Below are 19,113 nucleotides of genomic sequence, written 5' to 3'. Positions count from 1 at the left end.
TCCCGAACACGGTCGTTAAGCTCTTCTGTGCCGATGGTAATTGGGGGCTGTCCCCCTGTGAGAGTAGGTCACTGCCAGGCAAAGCGATCAACACGCGTTTCTCAGAAATTGAGAGACGCGTGTTTTTTTTGCAGGATAAGAAAGTAGAGGAACCCCGGACCCAAAGCACTGCTTCAAAGCGATATAGGCACAAGAGGATCGAGGGTTTTTTTATAAAATTCGTTGGTGGGTTCACTCCAGGTTCATATTGAACGGTTAAACTGATATAGTATTGATTCAACGGTTTTAAATGATTGGAGTTGAGGCAATGATTCGTTTGGCAAAATATATGAAGCCCTATCTATGGCCGGCACTTTTCTCTGTATTCTTTGTCTTTTTGCAATCTTTGGCAAATTTGTATTTACCGACATTGATGGCGGATATCGTCGATACAGGTGTCGTTCAAGGAGATATGCCGTACATCTTTAAGATGGGCGGTTATATGCTGCTCGTCACACTGGCAGCCGGTGTGTTGACCGTTTTGGCAAACTATCTGGCGTCGAAGGCAGCTGCAGGATTCGGACGCGACCTGCGCAATAAGATGTTCGCACATGTTGAACGTTTTTCGTTGCAAGAATTCGATCAGGTGGGAACGAGCTCATTGATCACACGAACGACGAATGACATTGCTCAGATCGAACAAGTGTATATGATGGTTCTGAAAATGATGACGATGGCCCCGCTGATGTGCATCGGCGGCATTATTATGGCGGTATCCCAAGATGCGCCGCTGTCGCTAGTTCTTGTAGTCGCCCTGCCACTGCTCATTATTTCTGTTCTTATTCTAGCGAAAAAAGGGCTTCCTTACTTTAAAGCGATTCAAAAAAAGATGGATCGGCTTAATTTAGTTTTACGCGAAGAATTAACCGGTATCCGCGTGATTCGTTCGTTTAATCGCGCAAAGCATGAGATGCATCGCTTCGATGAGGCGAATCAGGATATCACGCTAACGTCCATCCGTATTAACCAAATTATGTCGGCTGCAATGCCGCTGATGATGCTAATCATGAATCTTGCAATGGTCGCTATTGTTTGGTTCGGCGGATTGCGTATCGGCGGTGGAGCGATGCAGGTTGGAGATTTGATGGCCTTCATCCAGTACGCGATGCAAATTATGTTTTCAATTCTCATGGGTGCGATGATGTTCATCATGATTCCGCGTGCACAAATATCTGCAAACCGGGTCAATGAAGTACTAACGATTGAACCGGTTATTCAAGATAGTGAATGCGCTGAATCTACTTTATCCACGCAAAACGAGGGTGTGACGTTCCAGAATGTCAGTTTCAGCTATCCTGGAGCAGAAAAGCCGGCGCTGTCACATCTATCTTTTACAGCGAAACGGGGTGAAACGACTGCAATCATTGGAGGTACGGGCGCTGGAAAATCAACGATTCTGAATCTGATTCCCCGTTATTTTGATGTAACCGGTGGCAGTGTGCGCGTCAATGGTGTTGATGTGAAAGATGTACCGTTAGAGGAGCTGCGCCGCAGGATCGGGTATGTCCCGCAAAAATCAGTGCTGTTTACTGGCACGGTGGCGGAAAACATTCGATACGGCAATGCGCAGGCAACGGATGCGGAAGTCAGAACTGCGGCACGAATTGCACAAGCGGATGCCTTCATCCAAGAGATGGCCCATGGTTATGATTCAATCATTGCGCAAGGTGGTAAAAATGTTTCGGGAGGACAAAAACAGCGTCTGGCGATTGCGCGTGCGTTGGCGAGAAAAGCAGATATTTACTTGCTCGACGATAGTTTTTCGGCACTGGATTACCGGACCGATGCGCGTCTGAGGGCTGAACTTGCACAAATGACGCATTCAGCAGCAGTCATTCTTGTGGCTCAACGCGTCAGCACCATACTTCATGCCGATAAAATTATCGTGCTGGATGAGGGAAGGATCGCAGGTATGGGCACGCATGATCAGCTGATGAAGTCCTGCGCTGTTTATCAGGAAATTGTGGCATCCCAGCTGAGCAAGGAGGAATTGGCATGAGCAATAAGAAAAGAATGCCGCAGCGTGGACCGGGTCATGGGCATATGGGGATGCCAGTACAAAAGCCAAAGCATTTCCGAAAAACGTTTCGAAGGCTGATGGGATATCTGAAGCCGCACTACCTGATGCTGCTTGCTGTGTTTGCAGCAGCGATCCTTAGTACGATTTTTACAATTATCGCACCGAAACTGATGGGAAATGCAACCACGAAGCTTTTTGAAGGTATGATGATGAAGATCAAAGGTGTCCCCGGTGCTCGGATTGATTTCGATTCTATTTGGGGCATTGTGGTTACATTGGTGGTTCTTTATATCCTAAGTGCTTTATTTACCTTTTTGATGCAGTATCTCATGAGCGGTGTGGCACAGAAGATGGTTTATACTTTGCGCAAACAGGTCAATGAAAAACTGGCGCGCATGCCGGTGGGCTACTATGATGCGCATCCTTATGGCGATGTACTCAGCCGCGCGGTTAACGATACGGAAAACATCAGCAACACATTACAGCAAAGTTTGACTGCATCAATCACGTCCATTGTGACGCTGATTGGTGTTGTCGTGATGATGCTGACCATCAGCCCGATTCTAACCTTGATTCTGCTGGTCACGATACCGCTCAGCTTTGTCGGTATTGCACAAATCACCAAACGGTCCCAAGGCCATTTTAAAGGACAACAGGCACAGATCGGCCAACTCAACGGTCATGTCGAAGAAATGTTTACCGGACATCAGGTCATCAAGGCTTTTGGAAAAGAACGTGAATCCGTAAATAAATTTGAAGGGATTAACGAAAAGCTCTATCAATCGGCGTGGAAGGCTCAATTCTTGTCAGGTATTATGATGCCGCTGATGATGTTCGTTGGGAATATTGGTTATGTGCTGATTTCTGTAGTCGGCGGGATCTTGGTTGTGAAGCGTTCGATTGAAATTGGCGATATTCAGGCGTTTATTCAGTACGCACGACAGTTCGGACAGCCGCTCAATCAGATTGCCAACATTTCGAACATTATTCAGTCAACGGTTGCGTCTGCAGAACGAATTTTTGAGGTTCTCGATGAGGACGAGATGATGGCCGATGCCGATCATGCTCAGCAACTGACGGATCCGAAGGGCACGGTTGTCTTTGATCACGTTGCTTTCCGTTATAAGGAAGACCAGCCGCTGATCGACAATCTGTCGCTTCATGTGAACGCCGGCCAATCGGTTGCGATTGTCGGTCCCACCGGCGCGGGCAAGACGACGCTGATTAACCTGCTGATGCGCTTCTATGAAATTCAGCAAGGGAAAATTACGGTGGACGGTCTGGATACACAAGAGATGAAGCGTGAACAGCTGCACAGTCTTTTTGGTATGGTGCTTCAGGATACTTGGCTGTTTAAAGGAACAATTCGTGAAAATATCGCTTACGGTCGTGAAAAAGCTACAGAAGAAGAAATCATAAGGGCTGCCGAAGCAGCGCATGCGGATCATTTTATCCGTACGCTTCCTGATGGCTACGACACTATTTTAAATGAAGAAGGCACCAATATTTCTCAAGGGCAAAAGCAGCTTTTGACGATCGCCCGTGCAATTCTTGCTGATCCCGTCATACTGATTTTGGATGAGGCAACCAGCAATGTAGATACACGAACTGAGGTGCATATCCAAGAAGCTATGGATAAACTGATGGAGAATCGGACGAGTTTTGTGATCGCTCACCGTCTGTCAACGATCCGTCATGCCGATCTGATTCTGGTCATGAATCACGGACAGGTGATCGAACAAGGCACGCATCAGCAATTGCTGGAGCAAAAAGGCTTTTATGCGGAACTCTACAACAGTCAATTTGCTGAGAAACGAAACGGTCAGAAAACCGGTTGAACATAAAAATAAAGGCAGTCGGATAAAATGTTCGGCTGCCTTTTAACATACTTTTTTGTCCGGATTTTCTCCTGTTCTTGATCTTTTTTTAACTTTTTGTTTTACTTTGCCGGCAAGTATATTAAACTTTTTAGAAGTGGAATGAAAAAAGTGAGGCAGAAGCAATGGCGAAAAAAATCGTATTTACCGGCGGCGGATCGGCGGGGCATGTGACGCCGAACCTAGCGCTGATTGATGAATTAAAGGACTGCAAAGTGACCTATATCGGGTCGAAAAACGGCATAGAAAAAAATCTAGTTACCGCACACGGAATTGAGTATCATAGCATATCAAGCGGCAAGCTGCGCCGCTATTTCGACATGAAAAACTTTGGCGATCCATTTAAGGTTCTGGCAGGTGTGATGCAGGCGTACTGGCTGCTAAAGAAAATCAAACCGGATGTGATTTTCTCTAAGGGAGGATTTGTATCCGTGCCGGTAGTGATCGGCGGATGGCTGAACCGGATTCCGGTGTACATTCACGAGTCCGATATCACGCCCGGGCTGGCGAATAAAATTGCGATCCGGTTTGCGACGAAACTGTTTGTCACCTTCGAGGAAGCGGGAAAGCAGCTGCCAAAGGAAAAGGTCGTTTATACCGGCGCGCCGATCCGAGATGTGCTGCTGAAGGGTGAACGAAAAAAGGGACTCGATTTTCTTGGCTTCAGTGGTTCCAAACCGGTTCTCCTCATCATGGGTGGCAGTCTTGGAGCGAAAAAAATTAATGATGTGGTTCGTGCCTCAATCACGGATCTGCTCAAAAAATATCAGATTGTTCACTTGTGCGGCAAAGGATTTCTTGACCAAAAACTGGCAGAAACGCCCGGCTATAAGCAATTTGAATTTATCGACAAAGCGCTTCCTGATGTGATGGCTGCATCAACGCTCATTGTCTCGCGCGCCGGATCGAATGCTATTTTTGAATTTTTGGCCTTGAAGAAGCCAATGGTGCTTATTCCGCTGCCGCTTCACCAAAGCCGTGGCGATCAGATTCTCAATGCGGATTCGTTTAAGAAAAAAGGACTGTGTGAAGTGCTCGACAATGATACACTGACGTCTGATGCGCTGCTGCAAACCCTTGATCAGGTTTATGTCAACCGCTATGATTATCGGGAACGCATGGTAAAGGCACAAGGCGCCACGCACGGCATTGAAAACATCTTAACTGAATTGAATAAGTAAGCTCTTAAAAAGCGGACCGGGATCATACTCGGTCCGTTTTTTGGTGCAATTCAATGAGTATTGAGATGATTTTAACAATTATAGGTGCTGTTTTCGTAAACGGTCAATAGTTGGTGAGATCCCGGACATCATGCACTGTTTCATTCGAGACACCGCCCGAGCCTAGAAATCATACACTGGAAAAGTCGAATGACTCGCGTGGAAAAATAGTTTGCTAGCAGTAAAATGAATAGGTTTTTAATTTTCGGGAGAAACTAAAGCAGGAGGTGATCATATGGCGCTAAAGGAACAAACTCAAGAGGTGTGCCTTGTCTGCGGTCGGCATAAGACTGAAGGGATTCACATCTTCAATCAATTAATCTGTAACTCTTGCCAAAAGAAAATCGTCGAGACGGATGTGACGGACTGGAAATACAAATATTATATGGATAAGTTAGCAAAACTGCGAATCGGTAAGTACAAAAAGGGTTTGGAAACAGCAGTTGTCCACGCTGGAACGGGAGGAGAGGCAGAGAAACAATGATGCTTCTCCTTTTGTTTGTGCATCGTTTACGAGGCTCATCGGATTTGTTACACTGAGAGCAAAGAGAGCGGCTGCTGAGCTATGCGATGATCCGCTTTCAAATCGATGGGCGGGAGGCGGCTGTAATGACGGCCACATCAATGCATGAGTGGAATCGAAGGCTGCTCCTCGGCTGCCTATGTCTTTCGCTGGCCGCATCCGTTCGTTTATCCGTGATGAGCCATTCGGGCGGCTTGATCACTGCAACTGTGCTTCCTGCTGTTTCGTTCGTGGTTTGTTTTGGCTTAGCCCTCTCTTTGTGGTTAGCGAATTGTTCGAAAAAAGGCGAACAGCTGCTTATTTGTTTCTTATGTCTGGTCGGCCTATTGTGGCAGTTGGCAGAAGCTGGTGATACATCCGCAGCGCGCAATGGTTTTCAAACGGCTGCTTTTGTTGGGGACGTTTTGAGTCTGCTGCTTCTGATGCATATTCTGGAACACTATTTATCTTACTGGGGGCTCGTTTGGCTGCCCCAATCGGTCAAATGGATTGTATCTGCTCCTGCTTTAGGTTTACTCGGTACGGCGGCCGGACTGCAGATTGCCGGATTCCCAGCGCTGAGACCGGCAGCGCTACTGCTTATGGCAGCATTAATGGCGCTGGCTCTTGCCGCGTCCGCTCACGTCATGATCGTCAGTCGTGAAGCGGCGTATCGGCCGATGCTGCACGTTCTGCTGTTCGGACTGCTGTTTTCTTGTGCACCGGCGCTCATTGGGGTGGTATGTACGCTGAACGGTGTCTCATCGATACCGATGCCGGTTCTTTTCCCTGGTCTTTTGCCGCTTCTTCTTGCTTATCTTGTATGCTCTGAGCGATTCATGGATCTCTCTTTTACATTGAAGCACGCATCCTACTGTGCGTTGATTGCCGCTCTTCCCTCCGTTTTCATCAGTATTGTATTCTATCATGTGTCCGCATGGGGAAATTTGGTTGCGGATCGCTCTGATGTTTTTGTTACCGGAATTTTGATGTTCCTTGTTTTATTTTTCATGCTGTACATAAAGCAGTATCTTGATTACTCATTAAGGAAGCGGCTAAATGCGAAGCAACAAGATGTGCAAATCGCCTTGAACCGTTTCCTGCAGTGGATTGAAAATGATGATGATTTAGAAAACATCGGACCGATCATCGAACGGGAAGTGGAGAACTGTTTGCCGGTTGAACGCGCACAGCTGCTTGTGTTGGGCAAGGAAGACGAGACAAATCCGTACTTCAGCTATGCATCACGTGGCGACCCGGGCGAAATAACCGCAACACAAGAAGGGTTCCGAATTCTATTATCTGAAAGTGCACTGGGGAAAATTGTGCTGGTTGCAAAATGGACACGACCGCGCCGACGATTGAATCCTGACGAACGGGTGTGGCTTGCCGCGCTGATCAGTTATGCGCAAATCGTGATTGAAAACAGGGCAAATATCAACGACTTGATGAAGAATCTGGAAGAAAGCGCGGCTCAGCGTGCTTTCGTGCCAATGACGATTAAGAAAATGATGTTGCGCATTTCAGAGCGAGAACGCTTTAAATGGTCGCGCCGATTACATGACCAAAACATGCAGGATCAGCTTGACATTGCCCGACAGCTTGATGCCTGGGGGAAAGAGAGCCGAGATCCACAGACTAAAGCGCTGATGGTGGGCTTTCGTGAACAAGTGTTGGACGGCGTCTATGTGCTGCGCCAGGTCATTAATGATCTGCATCCAGAATTTATCTATCGGACAGGACTGAAAAAAGCACTTTTGGAGCTCTTTGATAAAGTCAACTTGCGTGCTGACTTTAAGCTTTATGGTCATGTCGATGATCGGCTGGATGGGTTCCAAAATGAATGGGACATGGCGGTCTACCGTGTGGTACAAGAACTGCTGAATAATGCACAAAAACATGCGCAGGCACATTGTGTTCACTTGAATCTGATGAAAAAGAATGATCGGTTCATGCTCACTTATAGCGATGACGGGATCGGATTGAATGTGTCGGCCATTGGGAAATCCTTCGGTACGATGGGTCTCCCAGGTATGATCGGACGTGTTGAGGGAATGGGTGGACACCTTGCGATTGATTCACAGCCCGGGAGCGGTTTGAGAATCAGCATTCAATGGACTAAAAAAGGAGCTTATGCCTGATGTTCAAGGGAACAGCGGAAGCTATGATCCGAGCCAATGGAAAAAGGTGGGTTCACTCGGGTTTTCTGCTTGTCGTTATGGGTTACTCATTAACGCTGGCCATTCATTTTATGCTGGTGATTTTAAATCAGCCATATGTGGGCGTATACACGCTTCAAGATGGAAATAAGGTGACCGTATCTCAGGTTGCTCCATACAGTTGGGGAGAATCTGCGCGCATTCATCCGGGAGATACAATGCTCAGCATCGACGGACAACCAGCCTTTGAGAACAGAAATGTAAGAACATTCAATATGATCGGTCTTGCGCATGAGATGACCTTGGAGCGCGACGGAGCAGCGCGGTCTCTGGTTGTGGACAATAATTCGTCGCAATGGGCGCTGCTTTTTTATTTGGTTATTCCACTTGGATTTTTTGTTACCTGTTTTGTTGAAGTGCTTTTTTTATACTTGCGCAAAGAGAGCAAACCGGTTGTTCATGTGTTGATCGCTTTACTGGTTACATTGAGTCCGCTTTTATTTGAAATGGCGGCCAATGCACGGCATGACAGCTGGAGCCTCAGGCTGACCAGTTTCTCGATCCTGTTTACGCTTGTTTTCCTTGTTCATTTTCTTAGGGATTATTTCTTGCCTTGTGGGTTCCATCTGATTTCCAATTGGATGCTCGGCTGCCTGTATCTTTGTGCATCGATGATCTTCATCAACAGCTGTTTCTTTGTCTCACGCGAGGTCAATGCGTATTATCAGCAGGAGTTAGTTTTCTCTGTTTTCGTTTTCGGGTTATTGTGTATCCAGTTAGCGCGGTTGTATACACAAATTAAAGCATCGGAATATGGACGCGTGATTCATCTGTTGATTGTTGGTTTTATACTTTCAACGCTTCCGTTCATTGCTTTGTATGCCGTACCAAACATGATTATTGGGACTTCACTTGTCCCAGTTGAGTGGACAACGCCGTTTGTTATTATTCTGCCGATCACCTTATGCTCGATGATTTTGTCATCCGCATTTATTGATATGTCATTTTATATTGGACAGTTCGGCTACTATTGTGCGTTGAGCTTTATCATTACGTTAATGATGATGCTCACTTTTCTTGGCATGACGCAGCGCCATTTTACAGAACGCCCGGAGGCTGTTGTCCGTTTCGGTCTGATCTGTTTTGTTACGGCCCTGCTTATTCTTTACGTGAAAGAATATATTGATTATCGGCTTAGGGACATGCTTCATCCGCATCGCGCGGCAAGACAGCGTGCCTTGAATCGTTTTTTGCAAACCTCAAAGACGGAATACACCTTGCGCCATGTAGCCTTGATGCTACGCCACACGGTTCAATCGGAGCTTCCTGTTGAGGATGCGGGGATCGTGATCATTAAAGCAGATGGGCAGATCCGCTCAATGAACGCGCATGTTCATCCTGATTTGCTGCGTTTTGCTCGCGCAGCAGATGCAGAGCTGGAGGTAAGAAAAGCAGTCCGGAAAGGATTCAGAGCGGTGTTGAGAGCGCGCGACGCCGAACAGGTAATTTTCGTTGGAAAATGGGTCAAGCCCGGGCGTGCGCTGAACTTGGACGAACGGATATGGCTGGAGACCTTGATTAATTATGCGCGCGTTGTTGTCGATAATCTATATAAAACGGAAGGCTTGATGCGCGCATTTAAGCATCTTGAAGATGACCGTGCCAAGATTCCTCATTCAATGAACCGCTGGCTGTTCTCTATTTCAGAAAATGAGCGGGCACATCTATCTCGCGACATCCATGATACGAACATTCAGGACCAACTGGCCATTGCTCGTGAAATGGATGCAGCAATGAAAACGATTGATGATCCGGAGACGCGCTCGCGCATCAATACGATCCGTGACCGCATTCTTGATAATGCGGATATGATGCGTAAACTGATTCGAGAAATGTACCCTGCGGATATCTTTCATGGTGAACTCAGCAAAGCGCTTGATGCATTGTTCCGTCGAGTAAACTTGTCTGCGGACTTCTATCTTGAAACAGCCATTAGCCGAACGCCATGTAATCTGTCCAAGCAAAGTGCCTTGTGCCTGTTTCGTGCGGTGCAGGAATTGCTGGGGAACGCGATGAAACACGCGCATTGTTCGCGGGTTTGGTTGGGACTTACTTTTGATGATGCGTGCGGCGTGCTCAACTATCGCGATAATGGCATTGGATTCGATCCAAAAGCACTTGACCCTTACTTCAGCACCATGGGCCTGACCGGTATCGTCAGCAGGGTACAAGGGATTGGTGGGACAGTGGAATTTGGGACTCAGGAACTTGGAAGCGTCAGCGGCGGCTTTGCCCTGTGTATTAAGCTTCCGATCACAAACCAAAGCAAACGAAAGGAGTTGCAGAGATGACATCCGTACTTGTTATTGATGACCATGCAGTGGTTGCCAGTGGAACAAGAGCTGTACTGCAGAATGCAGGCTTTGAGGTCGAATCGCAGCCCTCTGCAAAAAATATTGCGGCCTTATTAAAAGAGAGGCGCTTTGACCTTTTCCTCATCGATTTGAATATGCCCGATATGGACGGGATGGCCGCCTCGGATTTGATTTTGGACCTCGATCCTGATGCAAAAATCATTATTTATACAGGCTATGAAACCGAAATTGAGCCGCTGTTTGCGTCAATGATTGAGCGGGGCATTGCCGGCGTTGTGAGCAAATCGGCTTCGATTGATTCGCTAATTGCGGCACTGAATGCGGCGTTGCGCGACGAGGTTCTGCTGCCAATATGGCTGTTTCAACGCCTGCATGTGCGCGACACGGAACGGAAAAGTGGTACGAATGTACACTTGAATCAGACAGAGCGTGAGATTCTCACGGGTGTGATGCGTGGTGAGACCAATCGTGATATTGCACGTAAGCTGCTCATCGGACAGCGTACCGTTGAAAAACATTTGACTGGAATCTTTCAGAAATTAGGCGTCCATTCGCGAATTGAAGCGGTTGAGCGAGTGAACGAATTAGGATTGATCAGAGTCCCAAAGAGGAATGCTTAGTCATAGTCGGAGAAGGGCACAGCGAAGGATCATTAAACGTTTTCTTCTGTTTTGTGCGGGGTCCCGCACGAAAAAGTGCGTGCAACCGCATCAGAAATGCGGAGTGATGCGGTTCAACTTATATTATGATTGATATAAGAACAGAACACGCGAGGAGTGGTGTGATGACCGATTTATACAATCCGACGATTGCTGAGTTTTTTGTCACCTATTGTCTGTTGCTTGGCGCCACGTTGCTTTGGGAAAAATATTTACGGCGAACGCTCACTTATCATCGCGGGGTCTTCTATTCGCTGTTGATCGGCTACGCAATGATTGCGCTTCTGCTTATGATTCAGCCGATGGGCAGTGCAGAACGTTCTGTTATTGCGCCGGACAGCCCGCTTATCAATCTTGAACCCTTTCGAATTATCGCAGCACAACTTCAGAGTGTTCAAGGACACTGGCTGATCATGTGGCATATTTTCCTTCCAATTCCTTTTGTATTCTTTGTTGGTTTTATTGGGCGCGGACGCTTGTCTTGGTCAGGTTTTCTGATGGTTGGCTTTGCGGCCTCGTTTGCGTCAGCATTATGCCTTTTTCTCATGAATGCGATCCCTCAATTTCCAAAACACCTCTTTGATATTGACCGGCTGATTCTCAATGGAATCGGCATTAGTTTAGGTACTTTGCTGTTCTGCTGGCTGGAAACGAAGTCATGGATGCGAGAATGTATCGTAAACACGCTGTCGGCCAGATAGTACGTAACCTGTTTTTAATGATTACCCTTCACAGTTCCTCTAAGATGATGAAATTCCCCGTTTGGAGTTGATTCTTATGAAACGTTCTGCCGGATTTATCATTGGTATTCTTCTTTTTCTTTTTAGTCTTGTGATTTTAAATGATCAAACGGTTTCACATACCTCAGCAATGATCCTCTTTGCCCTGTCTCTGCTCATCCTTGGTGCCACGGAATTGTTTGTTAAATTAGGTAAGAAATAAATTGCTGAAGCTTGCCTGATTGTTCAAGTGAGCGGACTTCCTAAAGTTATTCATGGTTGAAAATGGCCGGTCTATGCTAAAATGAGTGTATCAACAGTCAAGGAAGTTCCAGTATGGATCAAACGAAAACGCCCGTCTTGGACGGATTAACGAACTATCATCGAACACAGGTCTGCTCGTTTCATGTCCCGGGTCATAAGGACGGCCTCATTTTTTCAAAAAAAGCGTTGCCTTATTTTTCATCGCTGCTTTCACTCGATGCAACAGAGGTTGCCGATCTGGATGATTTGTATCATCCGGAGGGTATACTTGATGAGGCGCAACAGCTGCTGACTGACTATTATGGGACACGGGAAAGCTTGTTTCTTGTTGGTGGTTCGACGGTAGGCAACTTAACAATGATACTGGCGGCTTGTGCGCCGGGAGATCGCGTGTTTGTCCAGCGCGATAGCCATAAGTCGGTATTTAACGCGTTGAAACTGGCGGGGGTGCGGCCGGTATTCTTGGCACCGGCTGTTGCTGAGGAATCAGGATTTGCGCAAGGCATCGATCCGCAGACGCTGGATGAGGCGCTTGGCCGCTATCCGCAGGCAACGGCACTTGTTTTGACGTACCCGACGTACTACGGCGTAGCCGCGCGCTCGCTCAGTCAATTAATTGACCGAGCGCACCAAGCAGGACTAGTGGTCTTAGTGGATGAGGCGCATGGGGCTCACTTTAAACTTGGCGCTCCTGTTCCACCGAGCAGCTTGGATTTGGGTGCCGATCTTGTGGTTCATTCGGCGCATAAAATGCTGCCGGCAATGACGATGGGCGCTTATCTCCACATCAATTCAAACCGGGTGGCAAGTGTTAAGGTAAAAGCGGTGCTGGCAATGCTGCAAAGCTCGAGTCCGTCTTATCCGATCATGGCTTCGCTAGATTTGGCACGCTGCTGGCTGGCAACATTGCGTGCAAACCGGTTTAAAAGAATGCTTGCACACCGTGATGAATTTGCGCAGCAGCTGCAGGAAATTGATGGTTTGTCTGTGGAGCACGAGCAGCCGAACGACTTCTTGATGGATCCGTTTAAACTTGTGCTGCGTCTGCATACAAGCGAAAGTGGTTTTGCCGTGCAGCGCAAATTGCTCGATGCCGGCGTGTATCCGGAGATGGCCGATCCGCATCACGTGCTGCTTGTGCTTGGACTGACCGATGAAATCAATTATGAGGATGCAGTTCGCCGCATTGAACGGGTCTTGCGGTCATGCACGAAAACGATTCAGTCGAAGCAACGGCAGCTGCCTCCTTTTCCAGAGTGCAGCATATTAATGGGTTCGTACCGAGATTTGGCAGCACTGCCCCACAAATCGGTTGTGCAAAGTGAGGCGGTCGGTCGGATCGCGGCGGAACAAGTGATTCCCTACCCGCCCGGCATTCCGATCGTTGTTGAAGGCGAGCGCATCACTGAACGAAGTCTAGCGCTGATCCGTTATTGGCAGCAGGCGGGGGCGGCCTTCCAAAATGCGAGCACGAATGAAGGAAGGATAATGATCTATCAGCATGAGGGAGAATGAAACGGATGACAGATAAAGGACTTTTTATTACATTTGAGGGGCCGGACGGATCAGGAAAAACGACGCAGATCCACCAGCTTGCCGAAGAACTGGAGCGGCGTGGACGCAGCTTTATCCTTACAAGAGAACCGGGTGGAACAACGATTGGCGATGCAATTCGTTCGATCATCTTGAATCCGGAGCATACGGAACTCGCCGATCATACGGAGATTTTGCTGTATGCTGCATCAAGAAGTCAGCATGTATCTGAGAAAATTCAACCGGCACTGAAGGCAGGCAAGATCGTTCTGTGCGACCGGTTCGTCGATGCCTCAATTGCCTATCAGGGGTACGGTCTGGGTGAGATGGTTGCAACCGTCAAACAGATCAATGATTTTGCAACTGGCGGACTGACTCCGGATCGTACCTACATGATCGATATTGCACCGGAGATCGGCAGACAGCGTATGAAACGGCGCAGTGGCGTGGCTGAGTTGGGCGCGATGAAGGATGCTGCCGACTTGGATCGAATTGAAATGCGGGCGCTTGCTTATCATCAGCGCGTGCGGGAAGGATTTCACGCTATCTATGAAGAAAATAAACAACGGATCCGTCTCATTGATGGTGCCCAAGACCAAAAGCAAGTACACCGTATGATTTGTGACGACTTCTTTCAGTTTATCCGTCGATTTGATTAATACGGTTTAAGACCATGCGAAAGGAATGATGCAGATGAAGCTGATTGTTGCAGTGGTTCAGGATAAGGATAGTGCAAATCTCCAGCAGGCGCTTGTTGCTGCGAAACTTCATGCGACGAAACTGGCAAGTACTGGAGGGTTCCTGCGTTCCGGCAATACGACCTTTTTGATTGGTACCGAAGACAGGCGTGTGGACGAATTACTGGATTTAATTAAGCAGCATTGTCACAGCCGTAATCAGGTGATTTCACCAATCTCTTCGCTAGACGCGAATACGGACGGTTACATGATGCATCCGGTTGAGGTTGAAGTTGGCGGTGCAACGGTTTTCGTTCTCGACGTCGATCAATTTAAACATTTTTAGGATGAAGTATCGGGAGGATATCATTCATGGCTATTAAAATCAACCAGTCTGCCGGAATCAGCGATCCGCGCGCGCCGCGGGAACGTGCGGCAGTCCAGCCGCAGATATCGTTTGCCCGCACATTAAATGCTCAGAAGGGCTCGATGCAAAGTGATGCGCTCAAAGCCTTGCTGGATCAGGTAGATCAGCAGGCAAAGCGAGTGTCGGTATCGCGCACGGTTCGCGATCTGCAGCTCTACAAGAAACACATTCAAGCATTCCTTCAGGAAGCAGTGCAGAGCGGGCTAAGCACGTCGCAGGCACATTCATGGCAGCAGGGCGGCACTAAACAAACGCTGGTTCGGACCGTCAATCAGAAATTGATTACGCTGACCAATGAGTTGTTGGAGAAACAAAAGGATGAAGTGGATTTGCTTGATCAGCTGGATGAGATACGCGGCATGCTGATTAATCTGTATGTTTAAAAAAGCAGGACGGGATTTCGATGAGCCGTACAACAATAAAGGGATGCCGGCGCAACACATAAGAATCAGATCAGAGAGTGAGCGTGCAAGATCATGGATTGGCAACAGTTAAGCAAAGAGCAGCAAACAGTGGCAAAAGTGCTTCGGCATGCGATTGATCGAAAAGAACTGGCACATGCCTACTTGCTTGAAGGCCCAGCGGGAACCGGAAAGCATGAGACGGCCATGCTTGTGACACAAACCTTGTTTTGCGAGCAGCCGACTGATCTAGGGCCGTGCCTGACATGCAGGAACTGCCGGCGGATTGCATCCGGCAACCATCCTGATGTGATCTGGGTGGCCCCGGAAGAAGGAGCCGCATCGATTAAAAAAGAGCAGATTGCTTATTTGATGAAGGAGTTCGCTTACCGCGGCGTTGAATCTGGGCGCAAAGTATTTATCATTGAGCAAGCGGAAAAGATGACGGCACAGGCTGAAAACAGCTTACTCAAGTTTATCGAAGAGCCGCATTCCGGGACACTTGCCCTTCTTATTACCGAACAGATTCACCAGCTGCTCGATACCATTATTTCCCGCTGCCAGGTGCTTGCCTTTGTGCCTTTATCTGATCACGCAATTAGTCGACGCATGGACGAACAAGGATTGCCGAAGCCGCTCCTCAAACCAGCAGTTGCGCTTACACATGATTATGAAGAAGCAGTACGTCTCTGCAAAGAGGAATGGTTTGCCGAGGCGCGTTCTCAAGTGTTACAATTACTAAAAGGATTGTGCGAGTCCTTGGAGGCGGCACAACTCTATATTTATGAAAAATTCGCTCCCAACTTTGATGATAATCAGAAAATGACGGTCGGTTTGGACTTGATGCTTTACTGGTACAGAGATTTGCTTTCGTTGCACTTAAATCGACGAGAAGAAATTGTCTATGAAGATCAGATGGATCGATTAAAAGAGCAAATGCTCTCGTTTTCATCGAATCAGGCCGTTCAAGCGATGTCGCTTATTCTTGACGCGCGTAAACAATTGGATGCGCATGTCAACGGTGTAAGTGTGATGGAACGGCTGGTAATCAGGTTAGGAGGTACCCGATAAATGAATTACGATATTGTCGGCATTCGATTTAAGAAAGCCGGTAAGATCTACTATTTCGATCCGGATCAACGAGACATTCCGGTTGATGCTCATGTTGTTGTCGAAACGACGCGCGGCATTGAATGCGGAACCGTTGTGATCGGAAGAAAAACAGTCGATGAAGAAGATGTCGTTCTGCCTTTGAAAAAGGTCGTGCGTATTGCAACGGCATCGGATGAACAGCAGGTGCAAAAGAATAGAGGAGACGCACAGGCTGCAATGGATATTTGTCTTCAGAAAATCTACAACCACCACCTAGAAATGAAGCTGGTGGATGTTGAATATACATTTGACCGCAACAAAATTATCTTTTACTTTACTGCCGATGGACGCGTTGATTTTCGCGAATTGGTCAAGGATCTGGCATCCGTGTTCAAGACAAGAATCGAGTTGCGTCAGATTGGCGTACGCGACGAGGCCAAAATGCTGGGGGGGATTGGTCCCTGCGGACGCATGCTTTGCTGCTCGACTTTTTTGGGGGACTTTGAACCTGTATCCATTAAAATGGCGAAAGACCAAAACTTGTCTTTGAACCCTGCGAAAATCTCCGGGGTGTGTGGACGGCTGATGTGTTGCCTAAAGTATGAAAATGATCAATACGAATCTGCGAAAAAAGCGTTGCCGGATATTGGTTCTGTAATTAAAGTCAGTTACGGAGCCGGTCGAGTGGTTGGTTTAAATATTCTGCAGCATTTGGTTCAAGTTGAACTGAAAGAGCAGAAAAAAGTTGTTGAGTATACATTGGATGAGCTTATTGAAGAAGGGGTTATTTCTTCGCAAGCCACTAAATAAGAGGGTGGATGAACTTGGAGAAGAAGGACATTTTCTCACAAGTCAGTCATTTGGAAGAGCAGCTGGGGCAAATCTATGTTGACTTCGGAAATCTGAAGGCACAGCTTGCTTCGGTACTTGAAGAAAACCAGAATCTCACGCTTGAAAATGAGAATCTGAGAAAGCGCCTTGAGGACGGAAAGGCGCATTTTCAAGATGCACAGAATCAGGCGAAACTGAAAGGCACCGTTTCCGAGCCGGATATCGGCGAAGGATACGACAACCTGGCGCGACTCTATCAAGAAGGCTTTCATATCTGCAATTTGCATTATGGCAGCGTGCGCAAAGATGGTGACTGCTTGTTTTGCCTTTCCTTTCTCAATAAAAAATGAAAGAGGAACAAGAACGGAATTAGGGTGAAATGAATGAACGAACAGCAGGAACAGAACCATGAGCGGGTTGATTGCCTTTTCGATACCGATCTAAAGATTATTCAATCGAGCGAGCTTTTTCCTTTTTCGTTGGATTCTGTACTGCTGGCTCGCTTTGCCTATGTTCCCATTCAAAAAGGGCGGCTCGTGGATCTTTGTGCCGGGGGTGGTGTGATTCCCTTTTTATTATCACAGCGGACAAAGGGACGCATTATCGGCATTGAAATTCAGCCGGAAGTTTGCGCGTTGGCCCGCCGAGGCGCGGTTTTAAATCATTTAGAGGACCGAGTCACTTTTTTATGTGCAGATGCTAAGGATAGCGATGCACACATTGGGCGCGGCAGCTGTGATGTGGTTACTTGTAATCCGCCATATTTTACGGTTGATGCGGCGCGCGATATGAAGCTGAACCGGCATTTGGCGATTGCACGGCACGAATTGCTGATCACACTTGCCGATGTTCTCGAAATCAGTGCGCGTCTTCTGAAACCCGGTGGGAAGCTGGCGCTCGTACATCGTCCGGAGCGGCTGGTTGAGCTCATGTCCGGTATGCGCGCGCAAGGCATCGAACCGAAACGAATGCAATGGGTACATCCGCACAGACAGAAACCGGCCAACATGGTGCTGCTGGAAGGAACGAAGGGCGGGAAGCCCGGGCTTACGGTACTGAAACCGATTGTTGTTTATGATGCAGCAGGTCAATATACAGAGGATGTGCGGCAGAAGCAATGAACCATTACAGTGTTTATATTCTAGAATGTGCGGACGGCAGCCTTTACACAGGCTATGCGGCTGATGTTGCCAAGCGCTTTTCCCTGCATTGCAGCGGCAGAGGGGCGCGCTATACACGCAGTCATAAGCCCTTGCGCATCGTTTATCAGGAAGAACTGGAGAATAAATCGGCGGCCCTGCGTCGCGAATGGTCGATCAAACAGTTAACGCGCCAAGAGAAGTTGGCACTTATTCAAAGGAGCGGACATGATGTGGGAGCAGCGCAGTTTTCAAAGCGATAATGGAAAAGGATGTTTGTTTCTTGTCCCGACGCCGATTGGCAATCTGGAGGATATCACTTACCGAGCGCTTGATGTACTGAAAACAGCAGATCTTCTTGCTGCCGAGGATACACGGCACACCATGAAACTGTGTACCCATTTCAACATCCATACGCCGCTTGTAAGCTATCATGAGCACAATAAAAAAGCAAGTGGGGACAAGCTGCTTGCCGAGCTTGAAGATGGGAAAAATGTTGCCCTTGTAACGGATGCCGGGACACCGGGAATTTCCGATCCAGGAGCAGATCTTGCCGCTGCCTGCATCGCGCATCAGATTCGCGTCATCCCGCTTCCTGGTGCAAATGCAGCACTGAGCGGACTGATTGCGTCCGGGCTGTCCACCGATCACTTTTTATTTTACGGTTTTCTCCCGCGAGCGGGCAAAGCGCGTGCGCAGGTACTCGATGCGCTGCGGATGGTGCCTTATACGCTGATCTTCTATGAATCGCCGTTTCGCGTGAAGGATACGTTGAACGATCTTCGCCAAGTGTTCGGGAACCGGCAGATCTCAATTTCTCGCGAGCTGACGAAGCGTTATGAAACGTTTATCCGCGGGACGCTTGAGGAAGCGATCAACTTCTTTACGGGCGGTGATGCGCCAAAAGGTGAATTTTGCCTTGTTGTTGACGGCAGCGGTGATGATGAGACGCGTGAGGAAGAACTTTGGTGGTCGGCGCTGACGATTCAGGACCATGTGGACCACTATATTCGCGAAAAAGGCTGGCGCGCCAAAGAGGCGATTAAGCAGGTGGCGATCGATCGCGCACAGCCGAAGCGGGATATTTATCGCATTTACCATCAAATTGAATCGCAATGAACGGGGATGCGCAGACGGATGCGGATCCTTTTTGAATAGACTTTTGCTACTTGGAAAGGC

The 19,113-nt window shown here is 47.9% G+C and carries 19 protein-coding genes and 1 rRNA gene; all 20 read left to right on the top strand.

What is annotated here, in order from left to right:
- Window positions 1-80 (top strand): 5S ribosomal RNA (gene rrf / locus AA84_RS19695); the annotation flags it as partial.
- 227 nt (window positions 81-307) lie between these two features.
- Window positions 308-2,038, top strand: a complete 1,731-nt coding sequence (locus AA84_RS0109820) for an ABC transporter ATP-binding protein (protein ID WP_028977055.1) — start codon at window positions 308-310, stop codon at window positions 2,036-2,038.
- The gene (locus tag AA84_RS0109815; protein WP_028977054.1) at window positions 2,035-3,897 is read left to right on the top strand and encodes an ABC transporter ATP-binding protein; all 1,863 of its coding nucleotides are present in this window, start codon (window positions 2,035-2,037) and stop codon (window positions 3,895-3,897) included. The genes AA84_RS0109820 and AA84_RS0109815 overlap by 4 nt, the downstream gene beginning before the upstream one ends.
- Before the next feature lie 164 nt (window positions 3,898-4,061).
- Window positions 4,062-5,117, top strand: a complete 1,056-nt coding sequence (locus AA84_RS0109810; protein WP_028977053.1) for an undecaprenyldiphospho-muramoylpentapeptide beta-N-acetylglucosaminyltransferase — start codon at window positions 4,062-4,064, stop codon at window positions 5,115-5,117.
- Between the two features lie 274 nt (window positions 5,118-5,391).
- Window positions 5,392-5,640, top strand: a complete 249-nt coding sequence (locus AA84_RS17585) for a sigma factor G inhibitor Gin (protein ID WP_037563397.1) — start codon at window positions 5,392-5,394, stop codon at window positions 5,638-5,640.
- A 125-nt stretch (window positions 5,641-5,765) separates the two neighbouring features.
- Window positions 5,766-7,799: a sensor histidine kinase gene (locus AA84_RS0109800; protein ID WP_028977052.1), complete on the top strand. Its 2,034-nt coding sequence runs from the start codon at window positions 5,766-5,768 to the stop codon at window positions 7,797-7,799.
- Complete coding sequence (locus AA84_RS0109795) at window positions 7,799-10,168, top strand: ATP-binding protein (protein WP_028977051.1); 2,370 nt, start codon at window positions 7,799-7,801, stop codon at window positions 10,166-10,168. Before AA84_RS0109800 ends, AA84_RS0109795 begins: the two co-directional genes overlap by 1 nt.
- Window positions 10,165-10,812, top strand: a complete 648-nt coding sequence (locus AA84_RS0109790; protein ID WP_028977050.1) for a response regulator transcription factor — start codon at window positions 10,165-10,167, stop codon at window positions 10,810-10,812. The genes AA84_RS0109795 and AA84_RS0109790 overlap by 4 nt, the downstream gene beginning before the upstream one ends.
- Window positions 10,813-10,976: 164 nt before the next feature.
- The gene (locus AA84_RS0109785; protein ID WP_028977049.1) at window positions 10,977-11,552 is read left to right on the top strand and encodes a VanZ family protein; all 576 of its coding nucleotides are present in this window, start codon (window positions 10,977-10,979) and stop codon (window positions 11,550-11,552) included.
- Between the two features lie 76 nt (window positions 11,553-11,628).
- The gene (locus tag AA84_RS19020) at window positions 11,629-11,793 is read left to right on the top strand and encodes a hypothetical protein (RefSeq protein WP_156031426.1); all 165 of its coding nucleotides are present in this window, start codon (window positions 11,629-11,631) and stop codon (window positions 11,791-11,793) included.
- 113 nt (window positions 11,794-11,906) lie between these two features.
- Window positions 11,907-13,349 carry an aminotransferase class I/II-fold pyridoxal phosphate-dependent enzyme gene (locus AA84_RS0109775; RefSeq protein WP_028977048.1) on the top strand — a complete coding sequence of 481 codons (1,443 nt, stop codon included), beginning with the start codon at window positions 11,907-11,909 and terminating at the stop codon, window positions 13,347-13,349.
- Between the two features lie 5 nt (window positions 13,350-13,354).
- Window positions 13,355-14,026: a dTMP kinase gene (tmk, locus tag AA84_RS0109770; RefSeq protein WP_028977047.1), complete on the top strand. Its 672-nt coding sequence runs from the start codon at window positions 13,355-13,357 to the stop codon at window positions 14,024-14,026.
- Window positions 14,027-14,060: 34 nt separating this feature from the next.
- Window positions 14,061-14,390 carry a cyclic-di-AMP receptor gene (locus tag AA84_RS0109765; protein ID WP_028977046.1) on the top strand — a complete coding sequence of 110 codons (330 nt, stop codon included), beginning with the start codon at window positions 14,061-14,063 and terminating at the stop codon, window positions 14,388-14,390.
- A gap of 26 nt (window positions 14,391-14,416) precedes the next feature.
- Complete coding sequence (locus AA84_RS0109760) at window positions 14,417-14,854, top strand: YaaR family protein (RefSeq protein WP_028977045.1); 438 nt, start codon at window positions 14,417-14,419, stop codon at window positions 14,852-14,854.
- A 93-nt stretch (window positions 14,855-14,947) separates the two neighbouring features.
- Window positions 14,948-15,943, top strand: a complete 996-nt coding sequence (holB, locus tag AA84_RS0109755; RefSeq protein ID WP_028977044.1) for a DNA polymerase III subunit delta' — start codon at window positions 14,948-14,950, stop codon at window positions 15,941-15,943.
- Entirely contained in the window at window positions 15,944-16,774 is an 831-nt protein-coding gene (locus AA84_RS0109750) for a PSP1 domain-containing protein (protein WP_028977043.1), read from the top strand. It begins immediately after the preceding gene.
- 14 nt (window positions 16,775-16,788) lie between these two features.
- On the top strand, window positions 16,789-17,145 hold the full coding sequence (gene yabA, locus AA84_RS0109745; protein ID WP_028977042.1) for a DNA replication initiation control protein YabA: 357 nt from the start codon (window positions 16,789-16,791) through the stop codon (window positions 17,143-17,145).
- Between the two features lie 33 nt (window positions 17,146-17,178).
- Complete coding sequence (locus AA84_RS0109740; protein ID WP_028977041.1) at window positions 17,179-17,916, top strand: tRNA1(Val) (adenine(37)-N6)-methyltransferase; 738 nt, start codon at window positions 17,179-17,181, stop codon at window positions 17,914-17,916.
- Window positions 17,913-18,197 (top strand): GIY-YIG nuclease family protein, encoded by a 285-nt coding sequence (locus AA84_RS0109735; protein WP_028977040.1) that lies wholly within the window; start codon window positions 17,913-17,915, stop codon window positions 18,195-18,197. Before AA84_RS0109740 ends, AA84_RS0109735 begins: the two co-directional genes overlap by 4 nt.
- On the top strand, window positions 18,166-19,053 hold the full coding sequence (rsmI, locus tag AA84_RS0109730; protein ID WP_028977039.1) for a 16S rRNA (cytidine(1402)-2'-O)-methyltransferase: 888 nt from the start codon (window positions 18,166-18,168) through the stop codon (window positions 19,051-19,053). The genes AA84_RS0109735 and rsmI overlap by 32 nt, the downstream gene beginning before the upstream one ends.
- Window positions 19,054-19,113 lie beyond the last annotated feature (60 nt).

This window comes from Sporolactobacillus terrae DSM 11697 (assembly GCF_000648615.1).
In the GTDB taxonomy this organism is placed as follows: Bacteria; Bacillota; Bacilli; order Bacillales; family Sporolactobacillaceae; genus Sporolactobacillus; species Sporolactobacillus terrae.
The sequence above is the reverse complement of the archived record's forward strand: the minus strand, read 5'-3'. Positions and strand labels throughout refer to the sequence as shown.